Origin of the sequence: Bradyrhizobium sp. Ghvi (genome assembly GCF_900115265.1) — a bacterium.
GTDB lineage: Bacteria > Pseudomonadota > Alphaproteobacteria > Rhizobiales > Xanthobacteraceae > Bradyrhizobium.
Map to the genome: position 1 here is coordinate 1 of NZ_FOVU01000010.1, position 21,495 is coordinate 21,495.

Genomic DNA, 21,495 nt, shown 5'->3' on the forward strand with positions numbered 1-21,495 from the left:
GCCTGGTATCTTTTGAGGTCAACCCGCATCACCGACGGGCGCAGCTCGTCGTGCTCACTGGGAATGGTCGGCGCGCCTTCGAAGCCGCAATGGAATTGCAGGCTCCCTGGATCAACGATCTTTCAGAAGGGCTGTCGGTCAAGGATATACGGATTGTCCATCGCGTGATCACGGTCTTGCGAGATAAGCTCGAGGGCAGCCGCGAGGATAAGTCCGTCTGACATGGCAAAAAGCATTGTGCTCGGCCCGGCGCGCGTGATTCAAGCTCCCAAACTGGGCTTTGAATCATGCGCCATTGAACTAACGGACTACGAATGAACAGCCTAGCTGGCGCGGACGATGCCACAAGGAGCTTCAATTCCTGGGCGGCGTAGCCGGCCCTGCTTGGTGATCAGCTTCGGTCCCTTCGGCGGCTTCTTCTCCGCACCGCTGTCGGCGAGTTTTTTGTTGGCCACCTTGGTGTACCGCTCGACTTCGGCTTGGCTCTTATGGCCGGAGCGGCCCATCAGCTCGTGGGTGTTCAATCCGGCTTCCGCGCCGCGCCGCATGCCGCCTTCTTGAGACCGGGCATCCGGCACTCATCCGGTAGCCCGGCCAACTTCACCCATCCCGCGAAGTCATTGCCGAGCGCCTCTTGCTGCGCATCTTGCCGCGCTTGGTGTTCAGATAGGTCAGCGGGACCACGCCGGCGATCGCGGTCGGAATCGGCATTGCGTTGATTGCAGCGGCCAGCTCTTCGCTCTAGCGTGGGCTTCCAAGATGACGGCCAACCGTAAGGCGAGGTAGGCGGCATGCTCGGTTTTCAGCGTACGTTATCGGTCAAGGACGATTTCGCCCTGCACGGCGGCCGTCCTAGGGCGGCGCCGATCGTGGTCTTTAGCAGGGGAGTAAATCCCAATTGGCGAGGTCAACAATTTGTCGAATATCCATTGCGTGGGCGCCGAGGGCTACTTGTGAAAGAGTCCAGGCCCAACCAAGCGCCGCGCTTGCCGCGGCGAACGTCGCCGCCAAAGCCGCTAAACGAGTCCGAAGACCTGCCGGTTATGCCGCTGGGGTGCTAATGACTCTCGCCGGCGATCGTGCCACGCGAGCCATTCCTGCGCGAAGCCGACCGTCAAAACCCGTAATTCGCCTATCGCGACAGAGCCGGTCGACACGGCGTCGGTTTGCGCCAATCTGGCTCGAACGTTCTGCGGGCCAAGCGTTTCAAGCGCCGTCAGTCAATCTTAGTCTCCCGCTTTCATGACCACATACGTCACGATAGGCCCGTGCAAGCTGCCGCCCGGCATTTGCATATGTGAATCGGTTGGCGCGTTGCTCGTGCGAGCGGCCGAGCGTTCAAAGAAGAGAGCAGCTCGTACAAAAGGCAGGACATCCATGCCTTGGCGCACGCATCCTTCCGCGCCACGATGCCGGTGAGGCGTCGTGCTGTAACACTCATCCGCAAACGCGGGCGAAATCAGTGTTCGGCGTCGGAGCGCCGTTGCTGTTTACTCTCGTGCGAGCGCCGCAATTGCCTTTTCGATCACTGTGATTTCTTGACTGACCTGAGCCATCGCTTCCTTCGGATCAATTCCAGTAACGCAGTTCAACTTCTGCAGGAGCTCCCGCCGATGCGTCAGAAGGTTCTCCAGCGCGCTGCGGTCGTTTAGTTTCACATAGCCGTCCACAATCAATCCAATCGAAAGAGACATCGAAACTCTCAAACAAAGCTGTTCTCAACGAAGATGCGTATAGCACATCGGAAAATGATGTCAGCCGCCGGGCGAGAGTACTGACGAGCGAGCTCGTTAGCGACAAGCGCCCGGCACCCGGGGCATGACCGACTATGCGCGTTACAAGCGTCCAAATCTGTTTGAGGGCTAGCCGAGCAGAAAGACGGCGTATGGCGAGCCAAAACGCTGCGGATCGTCGCGATGGAAATGCTAGGCTAGGAATGATTTCACGAGCTGCCACGGTCCTTATCCGCCTGTCTCGGCTTCCGAGGCGCGATACAGTGGCGCGTCGACCGACGACATGTTCGCCCGAATATCTCTTCGTAGAGATTGCGACGACCTCAGGAGCGTTCAAAATGCTCGATGAATATTTGGCCCGTATCCGTGCTCACCGCAACAACATCCACCGCTATCGTCGCCTGCTGAAGTCGAACCTGTCGGATGTCGAACGTCACTTCATCGAAAGCCGTCTGATGGAAGAGCAGACCGCGCTCGAGTCTCTTTCGGCCGAGACCTTCCCGCTCGCGTTTAGCCTTCGGAAGGGAGCGGACATGCCGGCAAGCTAGGCGCGGAGCCGCGACCGACGCGCGTGTTCGGGACCCGGTCGGCCTGATCTGCTGACCTGCGCCGGGCGCGGTGAAACCCCAATTCTACTCAGGGGCGCGAGGGCATAGCCTGGGCCGAGTAGGTCGAGCGTGCGCGTTCGCTCCGGGCCCAAACAGAACGCCACCGGCGATAGCTGTGCGAATTGATGTCCAACTGAGCAACAATGCTCAGTCTTTTCTTTGCGAAGAGCCAAAAGAGAGCTTGCATACTGTTTCGCCGTGGTGACGTTCATCCCTCCCTCGATGAGGGCCTCCTTAAGGCCCACGATAACGGGAGCATCCTCGGAAAAAAGAGGCCACTTGTCCCACCCCACCACGGTCTCCGTTGATTGAGGCGGCTGCCGCGCCGAGGCCGCCGGCATTGCTCCACTACCTCCGCCTGTATCGGCGATCTCCCGTCCCGGCCGCTCAATGGCAACGCTTTGCGGATTGTTTAAGGTCCTCGGCCTCTTCGCGGGTCTCAACTCAGCTGTGTCATGCTCCTGGCTGATGAGGACCTCCTCGCTTGGCAAGAAGTTGTTTGTGGCAGGTGCACCCATCGACTCGTTCGGGGACTGCTGGCCGCCGCTAGATGCGTCTTTCGCTGATGGTACGGCCGTCGGGCATGGACCCAACACGCCGCTTCCAGGATCCGGCCTGCATTACGGCCCGCCTCGTAAAGCTTGCCAAAGCCGCTATAGGCATCGGCTGGAAGATGCCGCTATAGCCGACCAGATGGGCCTGGGGATGCTCGCCGGCGCGATCGCGCGAGTAATAAAATACTGCCCCCGGCGGGGCCTGCCCACCAACGGCAACTGAACTTCTCCCGGACGTGCTGGATCACTTCCATGACTTCGGGATCACCTCCAGCGTCTCGGCGCTGTCCTCCCCGAGCTTGGACAACCTCGCTCCGCCGCAGCAGGCGCACGCCACAGGTCCCGGCACGAGCACCCGCTCGTGAGGCAGATGGTCCGGGAACGGCTGGCGCGACGGCCTCTTGCGCGTGAACGAGGCCACCTTCGCGTGGGAATGGTATCGTCGAGTTCGTCTAAGAGGCTGGATCATTCGGTTACAACTTTCAACGTCAACTCTCGACAATGGGGATGATCTGCAGAGTGTGCGCGCCCTCGCTGACGCCACGCAAGCCAGGCATGACTGCCGTCCGCCGCGGTAAGGCCGATCGTGGTGTTTCGAGACCAGCCCCTCAGAACAGGTCTGGCCCGCGTGGGGATCAATTTTAAGGACATTGTCGAGGTTAACACTAACTCCGCCTTGTCGGCGCGGCGGACAACGCCATTCTTGTTAGAGCGATCCAGATGATGGATTGCAGTGCGGCTCGCACTCAAACTGGAAGTGAAATGTGACGACCATCCTAGTCCTGTTAGGGAGCGCAATCAGCGGACTGGGGACGGGCCTTTTCTTTCGGGTCTGGGCCATGATGCTAGTGTCTCCGGCAACCGCGGTCCTCGCCGCGATCGTTCTTCAGGCCTCCGGCTTTGGCTTCTTCGCTGGCGTGTCCGTCGTCGTCGGATGCCTCCTTGTCGGCCAGATCGCCTACATGCTGGCAGCGTTCTGCCTGCTTAAGGGAGACATCTCAGTTCAGGAAGAAGCCTACAGTGATCCAGGCGAACACCGCCATCAGGATGTCCGCGACAAGCACCAGTAGAGCAAGGCCCGTCCAGGACGGCAGCTTTCGGCGCAGCCGGAGGGTCTTTCGCCGTGTTAGCAGACGGCCCAGTAAGAAGGGAGGTGCGTACCTGACAGCAATGCCGACCGCACCTTTTTGAAACACCATGGATCTCATCGCGGCACACCTTTCAATGCTGCTGGTCGATTTACCGTTTCATCAGCAAGAGCGGTGCCAGCGCGGAGCATACGCGGCAGGGGGGCGGCGGAATGACAGCGTTGGAAGTGTGTCACGGAACCTGCGTGTCAGCGGTCGTACGGCTAGCGTCCGTAGGGCATGTGGCGCTTTTACTGGAAACCGAAGATCCAGATGCGCCACGTCATCGGGCGTCGCGGATGCAGCTTCCGCTGAGCACGCCGCTGATGCTCGCCTTGGCGAGACCGTGCCGCTTGTCGGCGATGACATCCTACAATTCGCGGAAATCGGCCAGATGCTCGTAAACGGCATAGACGAGTGGCTGACGAACCGTTCACCACCGCCCGTTTTCTTGAACGGGCTATTGCGTATAGCGCGACAATCAGGATGAGAGACTTCCTACCCAGATTGCCGCGCTACAGGCTAACGTTTTCGGCCGCATGGCTGACACTGCGTATCGTCACATCGCTCGGCGTGGCGCGTCTTGCTGTTGTGGCCGCCTGGTCACGACATCAGGCGCAAACTTTCTCACCAGAGGCCCCAGCTTGGCCCGACGCCTTCGTCCGCTTGGGGAGTTCTTCAAGATGCAAAGGGAGCAGGTCCTTATGTCGTTTGGCAGCTAAACGGGGAAGCGTCAGAAGTTGGTGACACCCTTTCCCTGACTTGTCAGCTTCTCGAAAGGCGGCGCTGCGAAAATGAAGCCTGAAAGTGTCGAGTTGACGGGAACAGAATGAAGATCGATCTGCCCAACGCGACACAAACGCCGCAACCGCCGGGTGATTTGAATGCACAAACCAGCTTACAAGCACACCCTTCTGTGGATCAGGCGAACTTTGAGCGGCAACTTAGTGACATGCGGCCAATCCTCCAAACGTGGGATTGAACTGCCGCTTCGAAATCTTCCAACGTTGGATCCCCCTCGACCCTAACGAAGGGAAATGTGCGAGCGCGTGCTATCCAGGAAGGCGAGCGGTGCCGGGCCGTATCCTTTATCACGGGACGCGCCGAACTTGCCGTCTCGCTGGCCGGAGCAAACGTTGAGACTCTGAAGAACGAGATCAGGCTGGCTGCGCAGCGAGTAGCAGGGTGGCCAGCAACGACCGAGTCTTCGGCGGGGGGCGGCGATGGCGACCGCATTCTCGAGGATGTGTTGGCATCGTCATATATGCGGCTGCACCGCTTTCAGAACGAGGCCATCGATTGCAAGCCGCGCCTGGATGAGGATGTGAGCGCCATCGAGCATGTGCGCTCCCTAGCGGATTTTCGTTGTCTCGCTAGGCCCCATGTTTCTCAGTCTGCCATCTGTTCGGACGACGAGAGGGAGGACGAAATTGATATGGCACGCCTCGGCGCGTGGCACACGCAAGGCCTTACCGATAGTGCTTTTGTGTCATTGTCCCAGGACCCCTCACGACTGCTTCTTTCAAAGGACCACAGTGAGCATGGCGCGCAGGCAATTGCAAAGAATGCTAAGGAGCTACACACCTACATGGTGCCGAGCGTTGCCGCTTGGACAACCGAGAAAATCAAAGATATTTTAGAGCGCGGGCGTGCTCCCGGAGATAAGGAGTTGCTAGATTGGGTGAGGGGAATACCGTCTCAGGAGACTGAGGTCTTGTTTTTGGGCGGCAATCTGGTTGACTATAAGACGTTCAGCGAACCGAATCCGTACAGGACCGACCCACCGCAAGATGTTCGGCCGATCAAGAAAGCAAGGGCCAGCTCCCAGCGCGACATGATCGCAGACTCTCAAACCCGCTGAGCGCCGCTACCTGTTCGCCGACGAAGATGAGGGTTTCAGCCTGATCTGGTCCCGCCCCCAGCCCCGCAACGGCGACTGACCCGGCCCACATTGCCTCCGAAGGCTGGTTCGGGCGGGTCATTACCTTGCGCAGCAGCCGGCGGCGATCTTGCGGCAGCGTCGCACCCCGACCATGCGAGCGTCGCAGGACGGACGCACCGATTCCCTTAAGGGGCTCTAGTCGCAAGTAACCGAAGGCGCGTCGTTGTGCTTGAGGTGTCGCTTTCGGACATTGTAACTCACCAGCCAGATCACGCCGACCGCGATCGGCACGAAGGCTGCCGTCAGGAACGAGGGCTCTATTCGCAGTCCGACATCATGCGCGCCCTTGGCAAGATAACTAAACAGGCTCACCACATAATATCCTATCGCCGCGACCGACAATCCTTCGACCGTGCACTGCAGCCGAAGTTGTTGTCTTGCGCGCTCGTCAATAGCCTGCAACAGGTCACGATTCTGTCGTTCGATTTCGACATCGACCCGGGTTCGCAACAGATCGGCGGCACGCGCGAGCTTGACCGACAGAGCCGCCTGACGATCCTCCACGGTTGCACAGGTTCGCATCGCCGGCGCCATGCGGCGTGCCAGAAACGATGACCAGGTTGGATAGCCCGAGACATCGTTGCCTTCAATAATGGATAGTCGCGATTGGACCAGCTCGTTATAGGCCCTGCTGGCGCCGAATCGAAACAGGCTGCCGGTCGCGCCTCTTTCGAAGGATGCGGCCAGTGCCGTCAGCTCGGCAAGCAGATGGTTGTTGAACTGGAGCCCCTCACCACTTTGCATTTTCTCGAGCGCCTCAACAAGACGGCGGTCGATGCGATCAACAGATGGTGCAAGCTCAAGGGCCGCCGACAGGCCAAGCAGCGCCAACGGACGGTAGGTCTCGATTTCCAGGAGCCGTTGCACCAGCGCTCCGAGACCGTGCGACGTCAACCCAAGGTCGCAGACGAGGATTTTCGTGAAGCCTTTTTCGTCCACGCGGAAGTCTGAGGCGGCAACGGCTGCGCCGCTCTTTGTGGCAACCATGGCTAGGCTGTCCTTGTCAAAAATCTGTTCGGCCCGCTTGGTCGGCGAGGCGGCCCGCTCCACTTCTAGCCTAATCGCGACCAACAACTGTCCGTTCTGCCGCAACGCGCGGATCAGCGATCGGACAGTGCCATCAACTTTGTCAAATCGCTCGGCGGCAGAACAATTTTCGTTAGTCCAGATCCAGGTGAATGTTGTAAACTCTGAATGCTGCTCCCAGCGTAGCGTAACGGGCCCGATGACAATTTGATGAAGTTTCGCCGATTGCTCAGGCGGGGTAAGATTGCGCTCGAGGCAAAAATCGATAAAGCGGCAGCGGTCGCTTGTGGCCGCCTCGCCCTGTGCAAGAAAAGCGAAGTGGATCACGCTGAAGGGCGAAACAAGGCGTGTGAAGGGGCGCGCGTGCACTTCGCGGAGCACAGCGTCGCGTTGCGGGTGTGGCGTGAAGGTTCGCAGATCCAGTTCATCGATCATGTATTGACGCTTCGCTTCAGGTGAGCAGGCAACCGTCAGCCTTGACGCGGGAGGCAATGGCAGTGCCGGGACGGTTGCATGCGGCTGCTGATCAAGTCATGCCGACGATCACTCCCGATGCCGCCTTGAACTCGGGAAAGAGGTCTTGCGGGCAGGAGCGTCAGGCTAGCCAGATTTAGATGGGGCCGTCCCATCCAGATTTCGAATGACGCCGCCAACGGATGGTCCGGTGTTTCGCGCGAAATGTCGGCATTGTGGCTCAATAGGTGTAGCGGTGCTCGCGCGACGTTGGCGGTGGCGCGCAGCCCCGTTCGGCGAACGCCTAAATTTACGTGGACATGGTCGTCTGGCCGTCCCCAAGATGCCGCCGCTTGTCGCCGATGAGCACCTCGACTTTTTACTTGGGCATGCCAAGGTCGAGCGGCGGCGGGCGGAAGCTCTTTCGCGGTGACGCAAAGCTCCTGCTCGCCTTGCAAACGATCTGCGCGCCGGTTGGCGAGGTCGAAGATCGCGAAGAGCGAAATGATGGGCTCGGCCCTGGAGGACGACTCTCGCATTTGGTCAACAGACCCAGTGTGCGGGGCTTTACAAGAACGGGCATGAAGCAGCCTGCCAAAACGTTTTTCGTCCCACCAATATCTCTCGAGCGTGACAGACTTTCGATCGCACGATGCAAACGCGTCTTTATGTCCCATACCAAATTTGGTAGGCAGCCGTTTAGCTCCGCGTTGCGTAATCGGTCGTTCCCGCGGCAAAGGTTGATATTCGAAGCAGCTGCAATTTTGCTCCAGCAGAATCATCGGCCCCAAAGCCGCCGATCGATCCCGATATCGGACCAGAGTGCCGCTCACCGAAGAATTAAAGCCGTTATGTCTGCGCAGAATCGGTACTTCGTGGCCGTGGGTAAGCAAGCTCGACAATTTCGTTGCCGTCGCGGACGTCAACAACCAACAGGCAGATGGAACATCGAAGCAGATGATGGGCTTCGAGCCGCTCGCAGCCAAAGTGCGGGCCTCCTAATTTGGTGTCTCACCGCGGAGGGCGTCAGGAGGCCGATTCTCTGCGCTTGCGGCTGGACGCGATCATCGACATGGGCCATCCCCTGATGAAGCTTTCGCGGACGATCGACTGCTCGCTTCAAACCAATCAGGGCTTGTCTGGTCGAGTGGCCGGCGTCTTCGAAGAAGCCTCTAGCAATCCGCAGTCTGCGGCCTCCGCGACCATGGCTTGATTGTCCGATCCCTTTGTGCAATCTGGTGACGCAGGCGCGCGTGAGCCTTGATGCAAAGGCGCATGAAGAGCTCTTCCGGAAATGGCTCGCCGATATGGTTGCGCCGGCCGGCTGTTCGGCTTTGACGCAAATGTTCGCATTGAAATGGCTGCATGACACTATCGGCGAGAGACGTGTCGTCTTCCGCAGCACCAGTCCACTTGTCCAATTGGAGGCGGTCAGGCGAGGCTTTGGCGTTGGAACGTTTTCCACCTACTGGCGGACCTTGAACCCACGCTCCGGCGCGTACCGGCCCTGAGACAAGGACCAATCGCGAGTTTGGGTTGCCGCCCACGAGGAGTTACGGCAGGTCGCAAGGATGGCGGCGGTCTTTGATTTCGAGACCGAAATAGTCACAACAAATAGCGCGTTCTACGTTTAGTATCGCGAGCTCAGAAGTGATGTTAGCTCGTCTAGCCTACGCCGACCGAAATTGAGGATGGAGAGTCGTGATCCGAAGGTCGACCTCTAGATAAGTCACACGCTAGGGCGGTATCGCAAACCGGACGTGTTTGATCAATCGGCGCCGCCCGCAGCCTACGATGACGCGGCAATTCCCTTCACCGCTGACGCGAGATTGTGAACCTCATCAATCGTATTGTAGTAATGCGGAGATGCGCGAACGATGTCCGGCAGACCTCTGCGCGCCGCATCTAACGGTGTACTTGTTGGTGGCGAGACGGATACATTAATATTCTGCCTTGCAAGGTTGCACTTGACCTCGCTGGCGACTGTGCCCCGAACTGAAAACGACACGATTGAAGCGGGACGTTCTCCAAGATCGTAAAGCAACACGCCAGGGACGGTGCCAAGTGCCGCGCGCAATTCGTTCGCAAGCTGGCGGCAACGTTGTTCGATCCTCTCTATGCCAATCGAAAGCGCATAGTCCGCGGCGATACCAAGTCCGAGCCGCGCCGCGTAGTTCGCTTCCCAAGTCTCGAATCGTCGTGCGTCGGGCCTAAGTTCGTAGCGCTCAGGTCCAACCCAAGGTGCGCCGAACAGGTCTATCATGGCGGGTTCGATGTCCTTGAGGAAATCGCCTCGCATGTAGAGAAAGCCCGTTCCGCGAGGGCCACGCAAGAATTTCCGTCCTGTTGCCGTCAGCATATCGCAACCAAGTGCACGGACGTCGACGGGGATCTGGCCAACGGCCTGGCACGCATCCAGCAGGTAGGGAACGCTATGAGCGCGTGCGATGCGTCCCACGGCTTCAGCTGGGTTCACTAAGCCGCCATTTGTCGGTATCCACGTGACGGCGATCAGCCTTACGCGCCTATCAATCATGCGTTCCAGCGCCTGCGGGTCCAGAACCTGATTTGCGTCGTCAGGTATAACCTCGACCCGTGCGCCCGTACGGCGGGCGACCTGCAAAAGCGCAACATAGTTTGCCGCGAACTCTGCGGAGCTAGTGAGAATTCGGTCGCCAGGGCCAAAACGGAGCGAATAGAAGGCGCGCTGCCATGCCAAAGTGGCATTCTCGGCTAGGGCGATTTCTTCCCGCTTTGAGCCGACCAGTCGAGCAATGCTATCGTATACGCCCTCCAACCGCCCCGTGCTTTCGGCACTCGCTTCGTATCCGCCAATTTCAGCTTCGCGCCGGAGGTATGCGATCATACCATCAACGACGGGGCTCGGCATCAAGGCAGCGCCGGCATTATTAAGGTGGACTCGGTGTGCAACGCCGGGCGTATCCGCTCGCAAGCGAATGAGGTCGGCATTAGAAAGGCCCCTGATCGAGCTTGCAGTTTGCTTCTGAACCTTATGCACCTGAAGCTCCTGCTTCGCGACGAAGGTAGATGGATAGCTTCGCAAGCACGGCCGCTCCTCGACCAGCGGATCTGTCGAAACATAACTGACAGAAAGGCCCAAACCCGCCATTTTGACGCCCGAAATGCCAAAATCCTTCGTTTGCGGCTTCATAGATTGCGCCAAACGGCCTCACGGGTTGGCAAAGTGGTTCGAGATGATCGTACTTGCCTGCCCAGGAGGATGACCTTGCTCCCCACTTCAAAATCCGCAGAAACTCTGTCGGAGACGCTTGTCAATCATCGGCCCATTCTGCTGTGCAATCGCTCACCCGGCTTGAAAAAGGCTCCTTGGTGGTGCGACCGCAACGCAGGAGATGAGCCTCTCCGCCTCCTTCGGGTTTGCCCGCATTATGCACCGACCAGCCTGATTTCCCTGCCGCATACCGCCGCAAAGTTGGGTGTCGGCGAAATCTGGATCAAGGATGAGACGCAGCGGCTTGGTATAGGCAGTTTCAAGGGGCTCGGCGGCGCCTATGCAGTGCTGAAGCTCGCAATGAAGCACGTTGAGAGACGGACTGGACGCTCGATTGTGCCTGCAGAATTGGCCGAGCCAGGCGCGCGATCTATGCTTTCGGAGCTCACATTTTCATGTGCTTCGGACGGTAACCATGGCCGTTCGGTGTCGGCCGGAGCGAGGCTGATCGGAGCGCGGGCCGTCATATATCTCCACGAAGGTGTGAGCGACGAGCGGGCCGCTCATATCTCGCGCCTAGGCGCCGCGATCGTGCGGGTGGCTGGAGACTATAACGACTCCGTTGAGGCTGCAGCCAAGGCTGCCTCGCAGGATGGTTGGATGGCTGTCCCGGATACGGTAGGCCCTGGGGAGGACGACACTGCTTGCACGTTTGTGGTCCAGGGGTATGCGATACTGATCGACGAAATCATTGCGGCAACGGCAGGACAGTCAAAGCCGTTTACGCATGTTCTGGTTCAGGCTGGTGTGGGTGGTCTTGCAGCAAGCGTGTTCGGCCATGGCTCGGCACGAGGGCTATTCGGAAGCGATACCCATCTTTGGATCGTGGAGCCAGAACGGTCGGCATGCCTTTACGAAAGCGCCCGAGCCAAGATGCCCGTGCGGCTCCCGTCTGGACCTGCGACAAACATGTCGATGCTTGAATGCCAAAGCCCATCCTTGCTGGCCTGGCCGATCATCCAGGAGCTGGCCAGCGGCTACATCACGGTAACCGAAGAAGAAGCCGTGGGCGCGGTACGTTTGCTTAAAGAAGGTGCTTCAGGCGATCAGGCTCTTCGCGTCGGAGAATCCGGAGCGGCAGGATTGGCAGGCCTCTTAAGGGCGACCGAAGAGAAGGACCGTAAGAGACTTGGCCTCGATCAGTCCGCCAAGGTTCTGCTCTTTGCCACGGAAGGCCCGACCGACCTATCGCTTTGGAGCGGAAATCAATTGGCATGAGCAAGTTCCGCTAGTCAAGATACGTCAAGGTTGATGCGGGTGGTGAACTTGACCGTCTGCATCGACACAAATGTGTTGAATGACTTGACGTTCTTGTCGGGAAAGAATGCTCGCTCGGTAAATGCCCCATATTCTTCCATAGAGCCGGTGTTGACCACCAGAATGAAATCAGCCGAACCCGTTACGTAGTAGCACTGCGTAACCTCAGGATATGCGCTCATTCGATTCTTGAAGTTGTCTAGAAGATCGAGCTGCTCTTGCTCGAGCGCCACAAGCACGATCGACGTGACCCGTTTCCCGGCGACTGACGGCGATATGATCGAGACGTCGGACATGATGGCCCCGTTTTCGCGCAATCGCCGGAGTCGACGCAGGCAAGAAGTCGGCGAAAGTCCCACGCGCTCGGCCAATTCCTCAGAGGTCTGCAGATTATTTTCCTGCAGCAGCATGAGGAGCTTCAGATCGAGGCGATCCAGGTCGGTGGGCGTGACAGCCATTTAAAATGTCAATTTGCAGTTTTCTGGCATTTTGAATCGCAGAACGGCGAATTTAGCCACGTGCTCGACTGATTATAGGCGCAAAGGCGGATCGAGCAAGTGTTTGCCAGACGGAGGGGAAGATGGTGGATGTAGTCAGACGGAAGCTACTTCAGGGCACTGCTTGGGCTGGGGGCTTGGCCGCCGCGCGCTCGCTTCTCCCCGCCCCCGCGATTGCGCAAACCCTGAAGGGCACGGGTGAAGTCGTGGTCTATGACGGCGGCGGGTCTTGGGGGGAAGCCAAGCGGATCGCCTATTTCGAGCCGTTCGAGAAAGAGACCGGCATCAAGGTCATAGCCCAACCCCGGACCGACACGGGAGCGGTGCGAGCGAGTGTGCTCGCCGGGGCTCCCCGATATGACGTGACGATACTTCCTGGCGGCAAGGCCCCGACTTTCGAGCGGGACAATCTTCTGCTTCCGATTGACTATGGCTACTTCGAGAAGGCGGACATCGACGCATTCAGTCCAGTCAAGGCCGGCAAGTTCACCGTGCCCGCCATAATCTATTCGCTGTTCATTGCGTACGATGCGTCAAAGTTTGCATCCGGTGCGCCGAACACTTGGGCGGATGTCTGGGACACCCAGAAATTCGCGGGACGACGATCGCTCATGGCGGGAACCTGGGCGTCAGACGGCGGCACCTTTGAAGCAGCTCTGATGGCTGATGGTGTTGAGCCCTCGAAGCTGTATCCGCTTGATTGGGATCGGGCGTTCAAGAGCCTCAGCCGTGTCAAACCAAGCATCCTGAAGTGGTGGAACACCGGAGCGGAAGCTCCGCAGATGATCATTGATAAGTTGATCACGGCCGGTAGCGCCTGGAACGGCCGCGTTTCGGCAGCCAACGAGCAGGGGGCCAAGATTGGCTACACCTGGAATCAGGGAATGCTGCAGTACGACACCTGGGTGGTCTTGAAAGGCACGAAGAATGCGGACAACGCATTCAAGTTTCTCGCGTTCTCAGCGCGAGCCGAAAATCAGGCGAAGTTCGTCCAGCACATCCTCTATGCGCCACCGAACTCGCGTGCATTCGAACATGTGCCCTCTGAACGGGCGAAGCTCCTGCCGACCTCCCCGGAAGCACGGAAGCTGCAGTTCGTCCAGGACTACGAGTTCTGGAATACCGTGAGCTCCAACGGCAAGGCCAACAATGAAATTGCCGTCGCTCAATGGGAACGTTGGATTTCCGGCGTACGGTAGCTCAAAATGGTGGATGCGAGTGTCGCCATGCCGAACAGGAGAGACGCCTTAGGGCGGGAGCACCTATTGCCCGTCCTCCTTCTCTTGCCGATCGTGATCCTGTTCTCGGTCGGCTACGTCGTGCCGCTTGCGCAACTCGTGCTCAAGAGCCTGCAGCACGATGGTGCCTGGTCGCTCAAGAGCTACAGCGAGATCGGGAGCTCGCCGGCGTTTGTATGGATCGTCCTCAGGACACTCTCGCTCGCCGCGACCGTGACAATCGTCTGCCTGCTCATAGCCTATCCGCTCGCTTATGCCATATCAAAATGTCCTCCGCGCCCGGCGGCATTTCTCCTGCTTATTGTCACGCTTCCCTATTTAACGAGTGTCCTGATCAGGACCTATGCATGGATCGTCCTGCTCAGCCCCAACGGACCGATTAATCAACTCCTCTTGTACCTTGGCCTTATCTCCGAGCCGCTGCAATTGGTGTTCGATTCGGTCGGCGTCTATGTCGGCATGGTGCAGGTCCAGCTGCCGCTCATGGTGTTTCCTCTCTATGCCGTATTGGCGCGGGTTAATCCAAGCCTTGCAAAAGCGGCACAAAGCCTCGGAAGTCCTCCTACGGACGCCTTCCTGAGGGTCACGCTGCCAGCCTCGATGCCAGGCGTGATTAGCGGCTGCACGCTCGTGTTTCTGTCCAGTCTCGGCTTCTATATTACGCCAGAGCTTCTTGGTGGCCCTGATAGCTATCTAATCGCTCAGGGCATTAGCCTGCGCGTGCTGATCCTCGGCAATTTTGATGAAGCCGCAGCCCAATCATCAGTCTTGATGCTGATGGTGATCGGGGTCTTTCTCATATTTCGTCAGCGGATCGCGGAAGAACTCGACATCGCCCGCATAACAATGTTTCTCTGGCCGGCAAGTCCACATCCGGTCTTTCCGCGCAATGGCCGATACTGGAGCGACTGACGGCGATCTTGCATGGCCCGTCAATGAGTCTGCATGAGGCCTTGACGGCCGTCCGCCGACCCTTGTTATACGTTAGCTCAGGGGTGACGCTCCTCCTTCTGGTGCTGCCTTTCGCGGTCGTAATTCCTCTTGCATTCAGCGATGCACCGTACCTCACCTTTCCGCCGCCCAGCTACTCACTGCGGTGGTTCTCAAGTCTGCTCAGGAATACGCAATGGCTCGATGCGCTAAGCTTCAGCCTGAAATGGGCCGGACTGTCGGCTTTCTTGAGCGTGGCGATTGGTGTGCCGGCCGCCTTCGCTCTTGTGCGCTACCGGTTCTCTGCGCGCGTGCCTGTCTATCTTCTTCTGATTTCTCCGCTGATTGTTCCTCATGTCGTCATCGCAGTGTCCCTGTTCTTCGCTCTCGCCGGATCCTCGCTGATCGGAAATCCCCTGGCATTTGCTCTCAGCTATACGATCATTGGTGCGCCATATACGGTCGTTGTCATGATCGCCGGGCTCAAGCGCTTCAATCGCACACTCGAGTTGGCTGCCGCGAGCCTGGGCTCGAGCCCTCTCGCGACGCTGAGAACGGTGACGCTTCCATTGCTGTTGCCGACGCTAGCGAGCGCAGCTCTCTTCGCGTTCATCGTAGGATTCGATGACGTTGTGTTCGGTCTGTTCCTGAGCGGGCCCACCGCGACGCCATTGCCCATGAGAATGTGGGACAACATCCGCCTGGAAATCAGTCCCCAGATAGCCGTCATCGCCGTTCTCTTTATCGTCGTGCTTGCGCTTCTCATGCTCCTGAGGCTGTTCGTGGCCGCTGTTGCTCAAGGGCCTCGCGCGCAGGAAAGCCTGCATCATTGAGCATCGGATCGCGATTGTGCATCGTTCAGACTACGAGAAAGCCAATGGCGCCTTTCCTGAAGCAGCCCTCTCGACCCAATCTGGGGCAAGTCTCGCAAGCGTAACGGAGCATCGACCATGAGCCGCGATCTCACTTTCTCCGTCGAGGAGTACAAGCGTCGATGTGACGCCGTCCGAAAACTGATGGCAGAGCGTCGTCTTGACTGTGCCATCTTTGACGAGCCCGAGATGATGTCCTGGCTCTCCGGCTATACGGTCTCCGAAAACCTCTGGCGAGCGTGCATCGTGCCGGCAGCGTCCGAGCCGTTCCTGCTGGTGCGCAAGCTCGATATGCCCCCGGCGCGCCAACGCACGTGGATGGATAACATCGTCGGGTTTGGCGATTGGGACGACCCGCTGGCGGTGCTAGTCAGCACCTTGCGGGAAAGGGGTTCGGTGCCCGCCCGGATCGGCGCTGAATTTCAATCGAATTCGTTCACCATCCAAAGACTCCAATCGCTGCGCGAGCTCTTGCCGGAGACCGAGTTTCTTGACCTCGAGCGTTCGGGATGGGATCTCAGGCGATTAAAGTCGCGGGAAGAGATCGCGCATATGTCCCGCGCCGGTTCACTGTTGGATGCGGCCTTCGACGCGACCGTCAAGGAGGTGGCAACCGGCAGAAGCCAACGTGATATCGCTGCCGCTGCCGCTGCGGCCTATTATCGGCTTGGGTTCGACGATGGCTTCGTTGGGCCTCTCAATGTCGGATCCGGTTGGGATTCGCTGCATGGGTTCCTCGCAGAGCGACCGCTGGTCGATGGGGATATCGTTCATATCGAACTCTTGCCTCGGCTACGATTCTATACGGTACGGATCATGCGATCGGTCATCGTGGGACGGGCAACAGACGAGCAGCGAGCTGCGGCCGAGGCGCTTATCGCGTTACAAGATCGCCAAATCGCCGCGCTCCGGCCTGGGGCGATTGCCGCCGACGTCGACCGCATCGTGCGGGAAGGCGTTGTAGCGGCTGGCTTGCGCGAGACCTACGATAATATCACCGGGTACACCCTTGGCACCGCTCCGCTCGTTTCCCAGCACACGAGTGACCTATATCGCTGTTTCACACCAATTGCGGATTGGGCCATCGAGGAAGGAATGGTCTTTCACATGTACACATCCGCTGCCGGACTTGCCTTCAGCGAGTCCGTCGTGGTGACGAGTGCGGGTGGGAAGCAATTGACCTCAATACCGCGCAAGATATTCGAGACGAGGCCGAAATGAGCGTCATTACAGCAATGATGAGCGAAAAGGTGACGGCAGGCGTATCAAGGTCGCAAAATCAACGTGGCTCCGTCTCGGTTAACTCGTTGACCAAGATGTTTGGTCCGGTCAAGGCGGTCGACGACGTCTCGCTGTCGATAGAGCCGGGAGAGTTCGTCGCCTTGCTCGGATCGAGCGGGTCAGGAAAGTCAACTCTGCTCATGATGATCGCCGGGTTCGAAGTTGCTTCCTCTGGCGACATCACGCTCGACGGCATACGGATCAATGATGTTCCGAGCTATCGCCGCGGCTTCGGCATGGTCTTCCAGAGCTACGCGTTGTTCCCCCATATGACCATCGCTGAGAATATCGCCTATCCGCTGCGGCGCCGGGGTTTGCGTGGCGGAGACGTCGAACGCGAGGTCAGAAAAGCTCTGAAGCTCGTTGCACTTGACGGATATGGCGCGCGGCTCCCAAACCAGTTGTCGGGTGGGCAGCAGCAGCGTGTGGCTCTGGCCCGCGCTCTTGTCTTCCGTCCCCCGCTGCTGCTGATGGATGAGCCGCTTGGGGCGCTGGACCGCAAGCTGAGGCAGCAACTCCAAATGGAGATCAAATTGATTCATAAGGAGGTTGGCAGCACCATTATCTTCGTAACCCACGACCAGGAAGAAGCATTGTCAATGGCGGACCGCGTCGCGGTGCTCGAGCGGGGACGCTTGCAGCAGTTAGGAACGCCGCGCGAGCTATACGAGAAGCCGGCCACTGCATTTGTTGCGGATTTCATCGGTGAGATGAACTTTTTGCCGGTCGAGCTGCGGCAATCTGGAGGCGAGGTCTGTGCCCGCAGCACCGATCTCGGCCTTGAGGTTGTGCAGGAGGCAAGCCAGGTGCTGACGTCAGGCGGCCGAGGGTTGCTGGCGGTTCGCCCCGAGTATGTCGGTCTGACACCGGACGAGCGCGCTAGCGCGACGGTTTTGGAGTCTGCCTACACAGGTACGAACCAAAGCGTGCTTGTGCAGGTGGGGTCCATTCGATTGATCGCCCGGATTTCGGTGAGCCCCGGACGGCCGCTATTCCAATCCGGTCAACGGGTCCGCATTGAGATCGATGCTGCGCATACAAGGGTGTTTCCGACTGCCAGTTGAGATGCCTTTGGCGTGCAAGGAGCTAGCCGTCATGAACCGGAACGCGGCAATCTCGCGCGCGAGAAGCCAACTGGCCTCTGGAGACCTTGAGGCCGCGCTATCGCGGCTTGTCGCTATTCCTTCCGAGAGTCAGAACCCGGAGCGAAAACATCACCTTGCCGAGTATCTCGATGAGCTACGCTGCATGTTTGAAGAGCTCGGATGCGACTGCCAGGTTTTGGTCGCTGCAGGCGCGCAATTCCTCTATGCACAACGCATAGAAGATCCATCATTGCTGACTGTGCTCGGATATGGGCACGGCGACGTGGTTCGTGGCATGGATGGATCATGGGCGGCAGGAGGATCCCCTTGGCATCTCACAAAGCTCAATGATCGCTGGTACGGACGCGGTGTCGCCGATAACAAGGGACAGCACGCCATCAACATTACCAGCCTCCGTGCTGTGCTCGAGACGAGAGGCCGGCTGGGGTTCAACCTGAAATACCTGATCGAAATGGGTGAAGAAGTCGATTCGCCTGGTCTCGTCGAACTATGTACGACGCACAAGAAGCTCCTTGCCGCAGACATCTTCGTTGCGTCGGACGGACCGCGTTTGTCAGAGAAACGGCCGACAATATTCCTGGGCTCGCGGGGATGTGTTACATTCGATCTCTCTATTCATGCGCGCAAGAGCGCGTATCACTCGGGCAATTGGGGAGGTCTGCTTTCTGATCCCGCAATCCAGCTCGCGCATGCCCTGGCTACGATCGTCTCTCCGACCGGCCGCATCCTGATCGCAGAATGGCTTCCAAGTGAGCTGCCTGACGCCGTCCGACGGGTGCTTGCCGATTGTGCCGTTGAAGAGGGATCTGGCGGACCAGAGATCGATCCGGCTTGGGGCGAGCCGGGGCTCTCTCCGGCAGAGCAGGTGTATGGCTGGTGCTCATTCGATGTTCTCGCCATCAGTTGCGGAAATCCGCAGGCGCCGGTCAATGCCATTCCCGCAAGTGCCTGGGCGCGCTGTCAGCTGCGCTTCGTAGTCGGTGTTGACCACGACCACATTTTGCCGGCGCTGCAGCGACATCTCGCGAAGGCCGGTCTCGACATGGTCCAGGTGACGCCCAGTCCTGACGATGGTGTTTTTCTCGCCACGCGCCTCGATCCCGAGCATCCCTGGGCCAGATGGGCCCAGGATTCGATCGTTCGGACGACACGGAAATCGCCGGCGATCTTGCCCAATTCCGCTGGCTCGCTTCCGAACGACATTTTTGCCAACCTACTAAATTTACCCACGTTGTGGCTGCCCCATGCCTATCCTGGATGCCATCAACATGCAGCCGACGAGCACATGCCGATTGGGCTCGCGCGTGAGGCCCTGGAGATTATGGCGGGCCTATATTGGGATCTGGGGGAGCTGGATACCCTTCCGCGGGTGCGACGAGGTTGAACTGATCGGATGCCGTTTCGCGCTCGCCGGGTGATCGCTTTTTTGCGAAGGCCGTTGCGCATCTTCGAAGTACCGCTTCCCAATTGATACGCCAAGCTCCAGTCGAGGCAGCGACGGGAGCCATGTTCGAAGCCGGACGCTGGAAAAGGGGGCTGGGCACATGAGTAACGTATCGGATGGTCATGGCTTCGGCGGCAAGCGTTGCCGCTCTTGCGAGCCCGGTCCAGCCTAACCAGGCTTCGAGGCGGCCATGTCGGACCAAGTCGAGCAGGCGCTGCTGGATGGTCTGTTCCCACGTTGCGAGGTGAAGTGGTTGCGATAAGGTCGGAGCCAGTGCGATCGTCGGGGCACTCTCGAGCATTCTGCCGATCGAGACGCTGAAGGCGATTGGCCAAGAGCGCAAACCCATTTGAGAAGACGACGCTCGCCGGCCGCTTATTGCCAATTACTTGCGCCGTAGCGCTGATCAAAGGGCGAGAAGCGTGGACGCTACAGCAAGGAAGGCCTCGAGGTCAGCCTGCAAGGAGGTGCTCAATCCCAGTGATTACGTGCTGTTCGATTGACGACACCCACAAGCTCACCGCAATGACGTCAGAACCGGCATCAGCGCTGGTTGTGATCGCCGCGAAGGGCGATTAACTTCCCGTTAAGTATCGCCTCAAGTTGTACGATGAGCAAATAACAATGTCGCTCCCAGTCCGCACATGACGGCGCCAGATGCTTGTCGTGTCTTGGCAATGAATGAGGGTCGCCTGGCAAGTCCGGCTCTCGCTTTCGCGGCCCAATAGGTTACTATCAAGTCAACACTTGTGTTCAGTGCAACCGAGACGAGCCCAAGTGCGATGAACTGCGTGGCAACGTGCGCGGCTGGATCGACGAATTGCGGGATGAAGGCGAGAAAGAATGCGGCCGTCTTCGGATTGAACGCCTCGACCAGGATGCCTTCGCGAAACGCGCGATGAACCCCTGTTTTTTTGACTCCTGTCGGTTCGATGACGTCGGCTTCGCGCCATGTCTTGATGCCGAGCCAGACGAGATAGACTGCTCCAGCGATCTTTAGAATGGTGAAGGCCTGCGCGCTCGCCAACACGAGCGCAGATAGGCCAATAGCGCCACCGAGAACATGCACGAGCCCGCCTAGACCGAGGCCGAGACTGGATGCCAGTCCTTCCGTGCGTCCGCCAGCGAGCGTTCGCGCAACGATGTAAAAGACTCCTGGTCCCGGCGTGATGGCGACAACGAGGGCCGCAGCCAAGAACAGAAGAGAGCTCTGAAAACTGAACATGCCCTGCCTTTGTGAGTCTGCTAATCTGAGGATCTCTCGCCTGTGGGTTGAACCGGAATGAGCGGTCCCATCTCTCTATCCCGCGGATCCTCGCTCGCCGCAAAACCGGCGGCGACGCCCGCGCGGTCAGCTTCAGGACGGTTCTGGCTCATCTTGCGTTTGCCTTCGAACCGGCGAACGGGAATGCGCACACCAACAATCCCGCGCAACTGCGTTACGATGAAATCGGCAGGAGCTTCGTCGACGGTCCAGGGCTTTGCGCGCGGCCTCTCGCGAATGTTCGTAAGGCGCGTGACAACCTCAAGCAAGCGCTCGGGATCGTGAAAGAATTCAATCGGCCCATAAGCGTGCACGGTGATGTAGTTCCATGTCGGCACCACTTTCCCGCTCTCTTGCTTAGTGGCGTACCAAGAGGGCGTCACGTAAGCCTCCGGACCCATGAAGATCGCAAGTGCGTCCCCGATCCGGCTGGCCTTCCATTGGGGGTTGGCCTTTGCGATGTGCCCGTACAGCACACCACGATCGCCTTCGGCCTCATTGAGGAACAGCGGCAGGGGCGTCGCTACTGGCCCGTCTGCCGTGGCGATGATCAGATTGGCCAGCCGGGCAGAGCGGATCGTCGCTCGAATGCGGTCGAGATCATCGTCCCGAAAAGCGGGTGGCACATACATGGTGTTCTCCGTTCTACACTAGGCCTCTTAGTGTGGCGCACCACTGAGTCGATTGTCGACCTACAATAAGTCAGTGTTTTTCCCAATGCCGTTTTACCGGTGGGAGCGAGGCGTCGACACCCGGCTCAGAGCCGCGCAGACGCGCGATCCAATCCATCTTGGACCTGGAGCCACCGGCCCTTTGGGCGCCTGTGAAGCTATTCAACCGAGATGGCCATGGCCGCCGAGCCGGGATGGGCCAGCCATTCGATGAGTTCGCGAGCTTGCGGATTGTCAAA

General features: G+C 58.8%; 19 protein-coding genes and 1 pseudogene. 12 read left to right on the forward strand and 8 right to left on the reverse strand.

Going from position 1 to position 21,495, the window contains the following annotated elements:
* Positions 1–221, forward strand: a 221-nt coding sequence (locus BM374_RS29210) for a winged helix DNA-binding protein (RefSeq protein ID WP_143270267.1), incomplete at its 5' end; no start/stop codon positions are given.
* 102 nt (positions 222–323) lie between these two features.
* Here the strand turns inward: BM374_RS29210 and BM374_RS29215 are convergent.
* Together BM374_RS29215 and BM374_RS29220 are read right to left on the reverse strand one after the other, a co-directional pair.
* On the reverse strand, positions 324–548 hold the full coding sequence (locus BM374_RS29215) for a hypothetical protein (RefSeq protein ID WP_092300603.1): 225 nt from the start codon (positions 546–548) through the stop codon (positions 324–326).
* 942 nt (positions 549–1,490) lie between these two features.
* Complete coding sequence (locus BM374_RS29220; RefSeq protein WP_092300605.1) at positions 1,491–1,694, reverse strand: hypothetical protein; 204 nt, start codon at positions 1,692–1,694, stop codon at positions 1,491–1,493.
* 377 nt (positions 1,695–2,071) lie between these two features.
* Here BM374_RS29220 and BM374_RS29225 point away from each other — a divergent pair, with 377 nt between their 5' ends.
* Positions 2,072–2,281 (forward strand): hypothetical protein, encoded by a 210-nt coding sequence (locus BM374_RS29225; RefSeq protein WP_177248604.1) that lies wholly within the window; start codon positions 2,072–2,074, stop codon positions 2,279–2,281.
* Positions 2,282–2,909: 628 nt separating this feature from the next.
* Here BM374_RS29225 and BM374_RS40300 read toward each other — a convergent pair.
* Positions 2,910–3,316 (reverse strand): annotated as a pseudogene (locus tag BM374_RS40300) (IS66 family transposase); the annotation flags it as partial.
* Between the two features lie 418 nt (positions 3,317–3,734).
* On the opposite strand from BM374_RS40300, the gene BM374_RS29240 reads away from it, so the two are divergent.
* From BM374_RS29240 to BM374_RS29245, 3 genes are all read left to right on the forward strand, one after another.
* Positions 3,735–3,965 carry a hypothetical protein gene (locus tag BM374_RS29240; RefSeq protein ID WP_143270268.1) on the forward strand — a complete coding sequence of 77 codons (231 nt, stop codon included), beginning with the start codon at positions 3,735–3,737 and terminating at the stop codon, positions 3,963–3,965.
* 886 nt (positions 3,966–4,851) lie between these two features.
* Complete coding sequence (locus BM374_RS38815; protein ID WP_177248605.1) at positions 4,852–5,004, forward strand: hypothetical protein; 153 nt, start codon at positions 4,852–4,854, stop codon at positions 5,002–5,004.
* 57 nt (positions 5,005–5,061) lie between these two features.
* Positions 5,062–5,883 carry a hypothetical protein gene (locus BM374_RS29245; protein ID WP_092300611.1) on the forward strand — a complete coding sequence of 274 codons (822 nt, stop codon included), beginning with the start codon at positions 5,062–5,064 and terminating at the stop codon, positions 5,881–5,883.
* A 216-nt stretch (positions 5,884–6,099) separates the two neighbouring features.
* On the opposite strand, the gene BM374_RS29250 is transcribed toward BM374_RS29245, so the two are convergent.
* Both BM374_RS29250 and BM374_RS29265 read right to left on the reverse strand, forming a co-directional pair.
* Positions 6,100–7,425, reverse strand: coding sequence for a DUF3422 family protein (locus BM374_RS29250; protein WP_092300613.1), 1,326 nt, complete (start codon positions 7,423–7,425; stop codon positions 6,100–6,102).
* A 1,807-nt stretch (positions 7,426–9,232) separates the two neighbouring features.
* Positions 9,233–10,615, reverse strand: a complete 1,383-nt coding sequence (locus BM374_RS29265) for an aminotransferase class V-fold PLP-dependent enzyme (protein WP_244552726.1) — start codon at positions 10,613–10,615, stop codon at positions 9,233–9,235.
* A 75-nt stretch (positions 10,616–10,690) separates the two neighbouring features.
* Here BM374_RS29265 and BM374_RS29270 point away from each other — a divergent pair, with 75 nt between their 5' ends.
* Positions 10,691–11,914, forward strand: a complete 1,224-nt coding sequence (locus tag BM374_RS29270; protein ID WP_177248607.1) for a diaminopropionate ammonia-lyase — start codon at positions 10,691–10,693, stop codon at positions 11,912–11,914.
* Between the two features lie 14 nt (positions 11,915–11,928).
* Here the strand turns inward: BM374_RS29270 and BM374_RS29275 are convergent, their stop codons facing one another.
* On the reverse strand, positions 11,929–12,411 hold the full coding sequence (locus BM374_RS29275) for an Lrp/AsnC family transcriptional regulator (protein WP_092300622.1): 483 nt from the start codon (positions 12,409–12,411) through the stop codon (positions 11,929–11,931).
* 176 nt (positions 12,412–12,587) lie between these two features.
* Between BM374_RS29275 and BM374_RS29280 the strand changes: the two genes are divergently transcribed.
* The 6 genes from BM374_RS29280 to BM374_RS29305 all read left to right on the forward strand — a co-directional run bounded on the left by BM374_RS29280 (position 12,588) and on the right by BM374_RS29305 (position 19,261).
* Positions 12,588–13,649 carry an ABC transporter substrate-binding protein gene (locus tag BM374_RS29280; protein ID WP_177248608.1) on the forward strand — a complete coding sequence of 354 codons (1,062 nt, stop codon included), beginning with the start codon at positions 12,588–12,590 and terminating at the stop codon, positions 13,647–13,649.
* Positions 13,650–13,715: 66 nt separating this feature from the next.
* Positions 13,716–14,600, forward strand: a complete 885-nt coding sequence (locus BM374_RS29285; RefSeq protein WP_177248609.1) for an ABC transporter permease — start codon at positions 13,716–13,718, stop codon at positions 14,598–14,600.
* Between the two features lie 83 nt (positions 14,601–14,683).
* A complete protein-coding gene (locus tag BM374_RS29290) occupies positions 14,684–15,451 on the forward strand; it encodes an ABC transporter permease (protein ID WP_177248610.1) in 768 nt (255 codons plus the stop codon).
* Between the two features lie 117 nt (positions 15,452–15,568).
* Positions 15,569–16,711 carry a M24 family metallopeptidase gene (locus BM374_RS29295; RefSeq protein ID WP_092300634.1) on the forward strand — a complete coding sequence of 381 codons (1,143 nt, stop codon included), beginning with the start codon at positions 15,569–15,571 and terminating at the stop codon, positions 16,709–16,711.
* Positions 16,708–17,835, forward strand: a complete 1,128-nt coding sequence (locus BM374_RS29300; RefSeq protein ID WP_092300637.1) for an ABC transporter ATP-binding protein — start codon at positions 16,708–16,710, stop codon at positions 17,833–17,835. The genes BM374_RS29295 and BM374_RS29300 overlap by 4 nt, the downstream gene beginning before the upstream one ends.
* Before the next feature lie 31 nt (positions 17,836–17,866).
* Complete coding sequence (locus tag BM374_RS29305; protein ID WP_092301117.1) at positions 17,867–19,261, forward strand: M20 family metallopeptidase; 1,395 nt, start codon at positions 17,867–17,869, stop codon at positions 19,259–19,261.
* Positions 19,262–19,919: 658 nt separating this feature from the next.
* Here BM374_RS29305 and BM374_RS29310 read toward each other — a convergent pair.
* Positions 19,920–20,546, reverse strand: coding sequence for a LysE family translocator (locus BM374_RS29310; protein WP_092300640.1), 627 nt, complete (start codon positions 20,544–20,546; stop codon positions 19,920–19,922).
* A 20-nt stretch (positions 20,547–20,566) separates the two neighbouring features.
* Positions 20,567–21,217: an FMN-binding negative transcriptional regulator gene (locus BM374_RS29315; RefSeq protein ID WP_092300643.1), complete on the reverse strand. Its 651-nt coding sequence runs from the start codon at positions 21,215–21,217 to the stop codon at positions 20,567–20,569.
* Between the last annotated feature and the right edge of the window lie 278 nt (positions 21,218–21,495).

What these genes read in the sequence shown, in the direction of transcription:
- BM374_RS29240 (WP_143270268.1), top strand. Translation starts at nt 3,735, where the DNA reads ATGATGCTAGTGTCTCCGGCAACCGCGGTCCTCGCCGCGATCGTTCTT.
- BM374_RS29220 (WP_092300605.1), bottom strand. Translation starts at nt 1,694, where the DNA reads ATGTCTCTTTCGATTGGATTGATTGTGGACGGCTATGTGAAACTAAAC.
- BM374_RS29250 (WP_092300613.1), bottom strand. Translation starts at nt 7,425, where the DNA reads ATGATCGATGAACTGGATCTGCGAACCTTCACGCCACACCCGCAACGC.
- BM374_RS29295 (WP_092300634.1), top strand. Translation starts at nt 15,569, where the DNA reads ATGAGCCGCGATCTCACTTTCTCCGTCGAGGAGTACAAGCGTCGATGT.
- BM374_RS29225 (WP_177248604.1), top strand. Translation starts at nt 2,072, where the DNA reads ATGCTCGATGAATATTTGGCCCGTATCCGTGCTCACCGCAACAACATC.
- BM374_RS29300 (WP_092300637.1), top strand. Translation starts at nt 16,708, where the DNA reads ATGAGCGTCATTACAGCAATGATGAGCGAAAAGGTGACGGCAGGCGTA.
- BM374_RS29315 (WP_092300643.1), bottom strand. Translation starts at nt 21,217, where the DNA reads ATGTATGTGCCACCCGCTTTTCGGGACGATGATCTCGACCGCATTCGA.
- BM374_RS29265 (WP_244552726.1), bottom strand. Translation starts at nt 10,615, where the DNA reads ATGAAGCCGCAAACGAAGGATTTTGGCATTTCGGGCGTCAAAATGGCG.
- BM374_RS29215 (WP_092300603.1), bottom strand. Translation starts at nt 548, where the DNA reads ATGCGGCGCGGCGCGGAAGCCGGATTGAACACCCACGAGCTGATGGGC.
- BM374_RS29310 (WP_092300640.1), bottom strand. Translation starts at nt 20,546, where the DNA reads ATGTTCAGTTTTCAGAGCTCTCTTCTGTTCTTGGCTGCGGCCCTCGTT.
- BM374_RS29275 (WP_092300622.1), bottom strand. Translation starts at nt 12,411, where the DNA reads ATGGCTGTCACGCCCACCGACCTGGATCGCCTCGATCTGAAGCTCCTC.
- BM374_RS29305 (WP_092301117.1), top strand. Translation starts at nt 17,867, where the DNA reads ATGAACCGGAACGCGGCAATCTCGCGCGCGAGAAGCCAACTGGCCTCT.
- BM374_RS38815 (WP_177248605.1), top strand. Translation starts at nt 4,852, where the DNA reads ATGAAGATCGATCTGCCCAACGCGACACAAACGCCGCAACCGCCGGGT.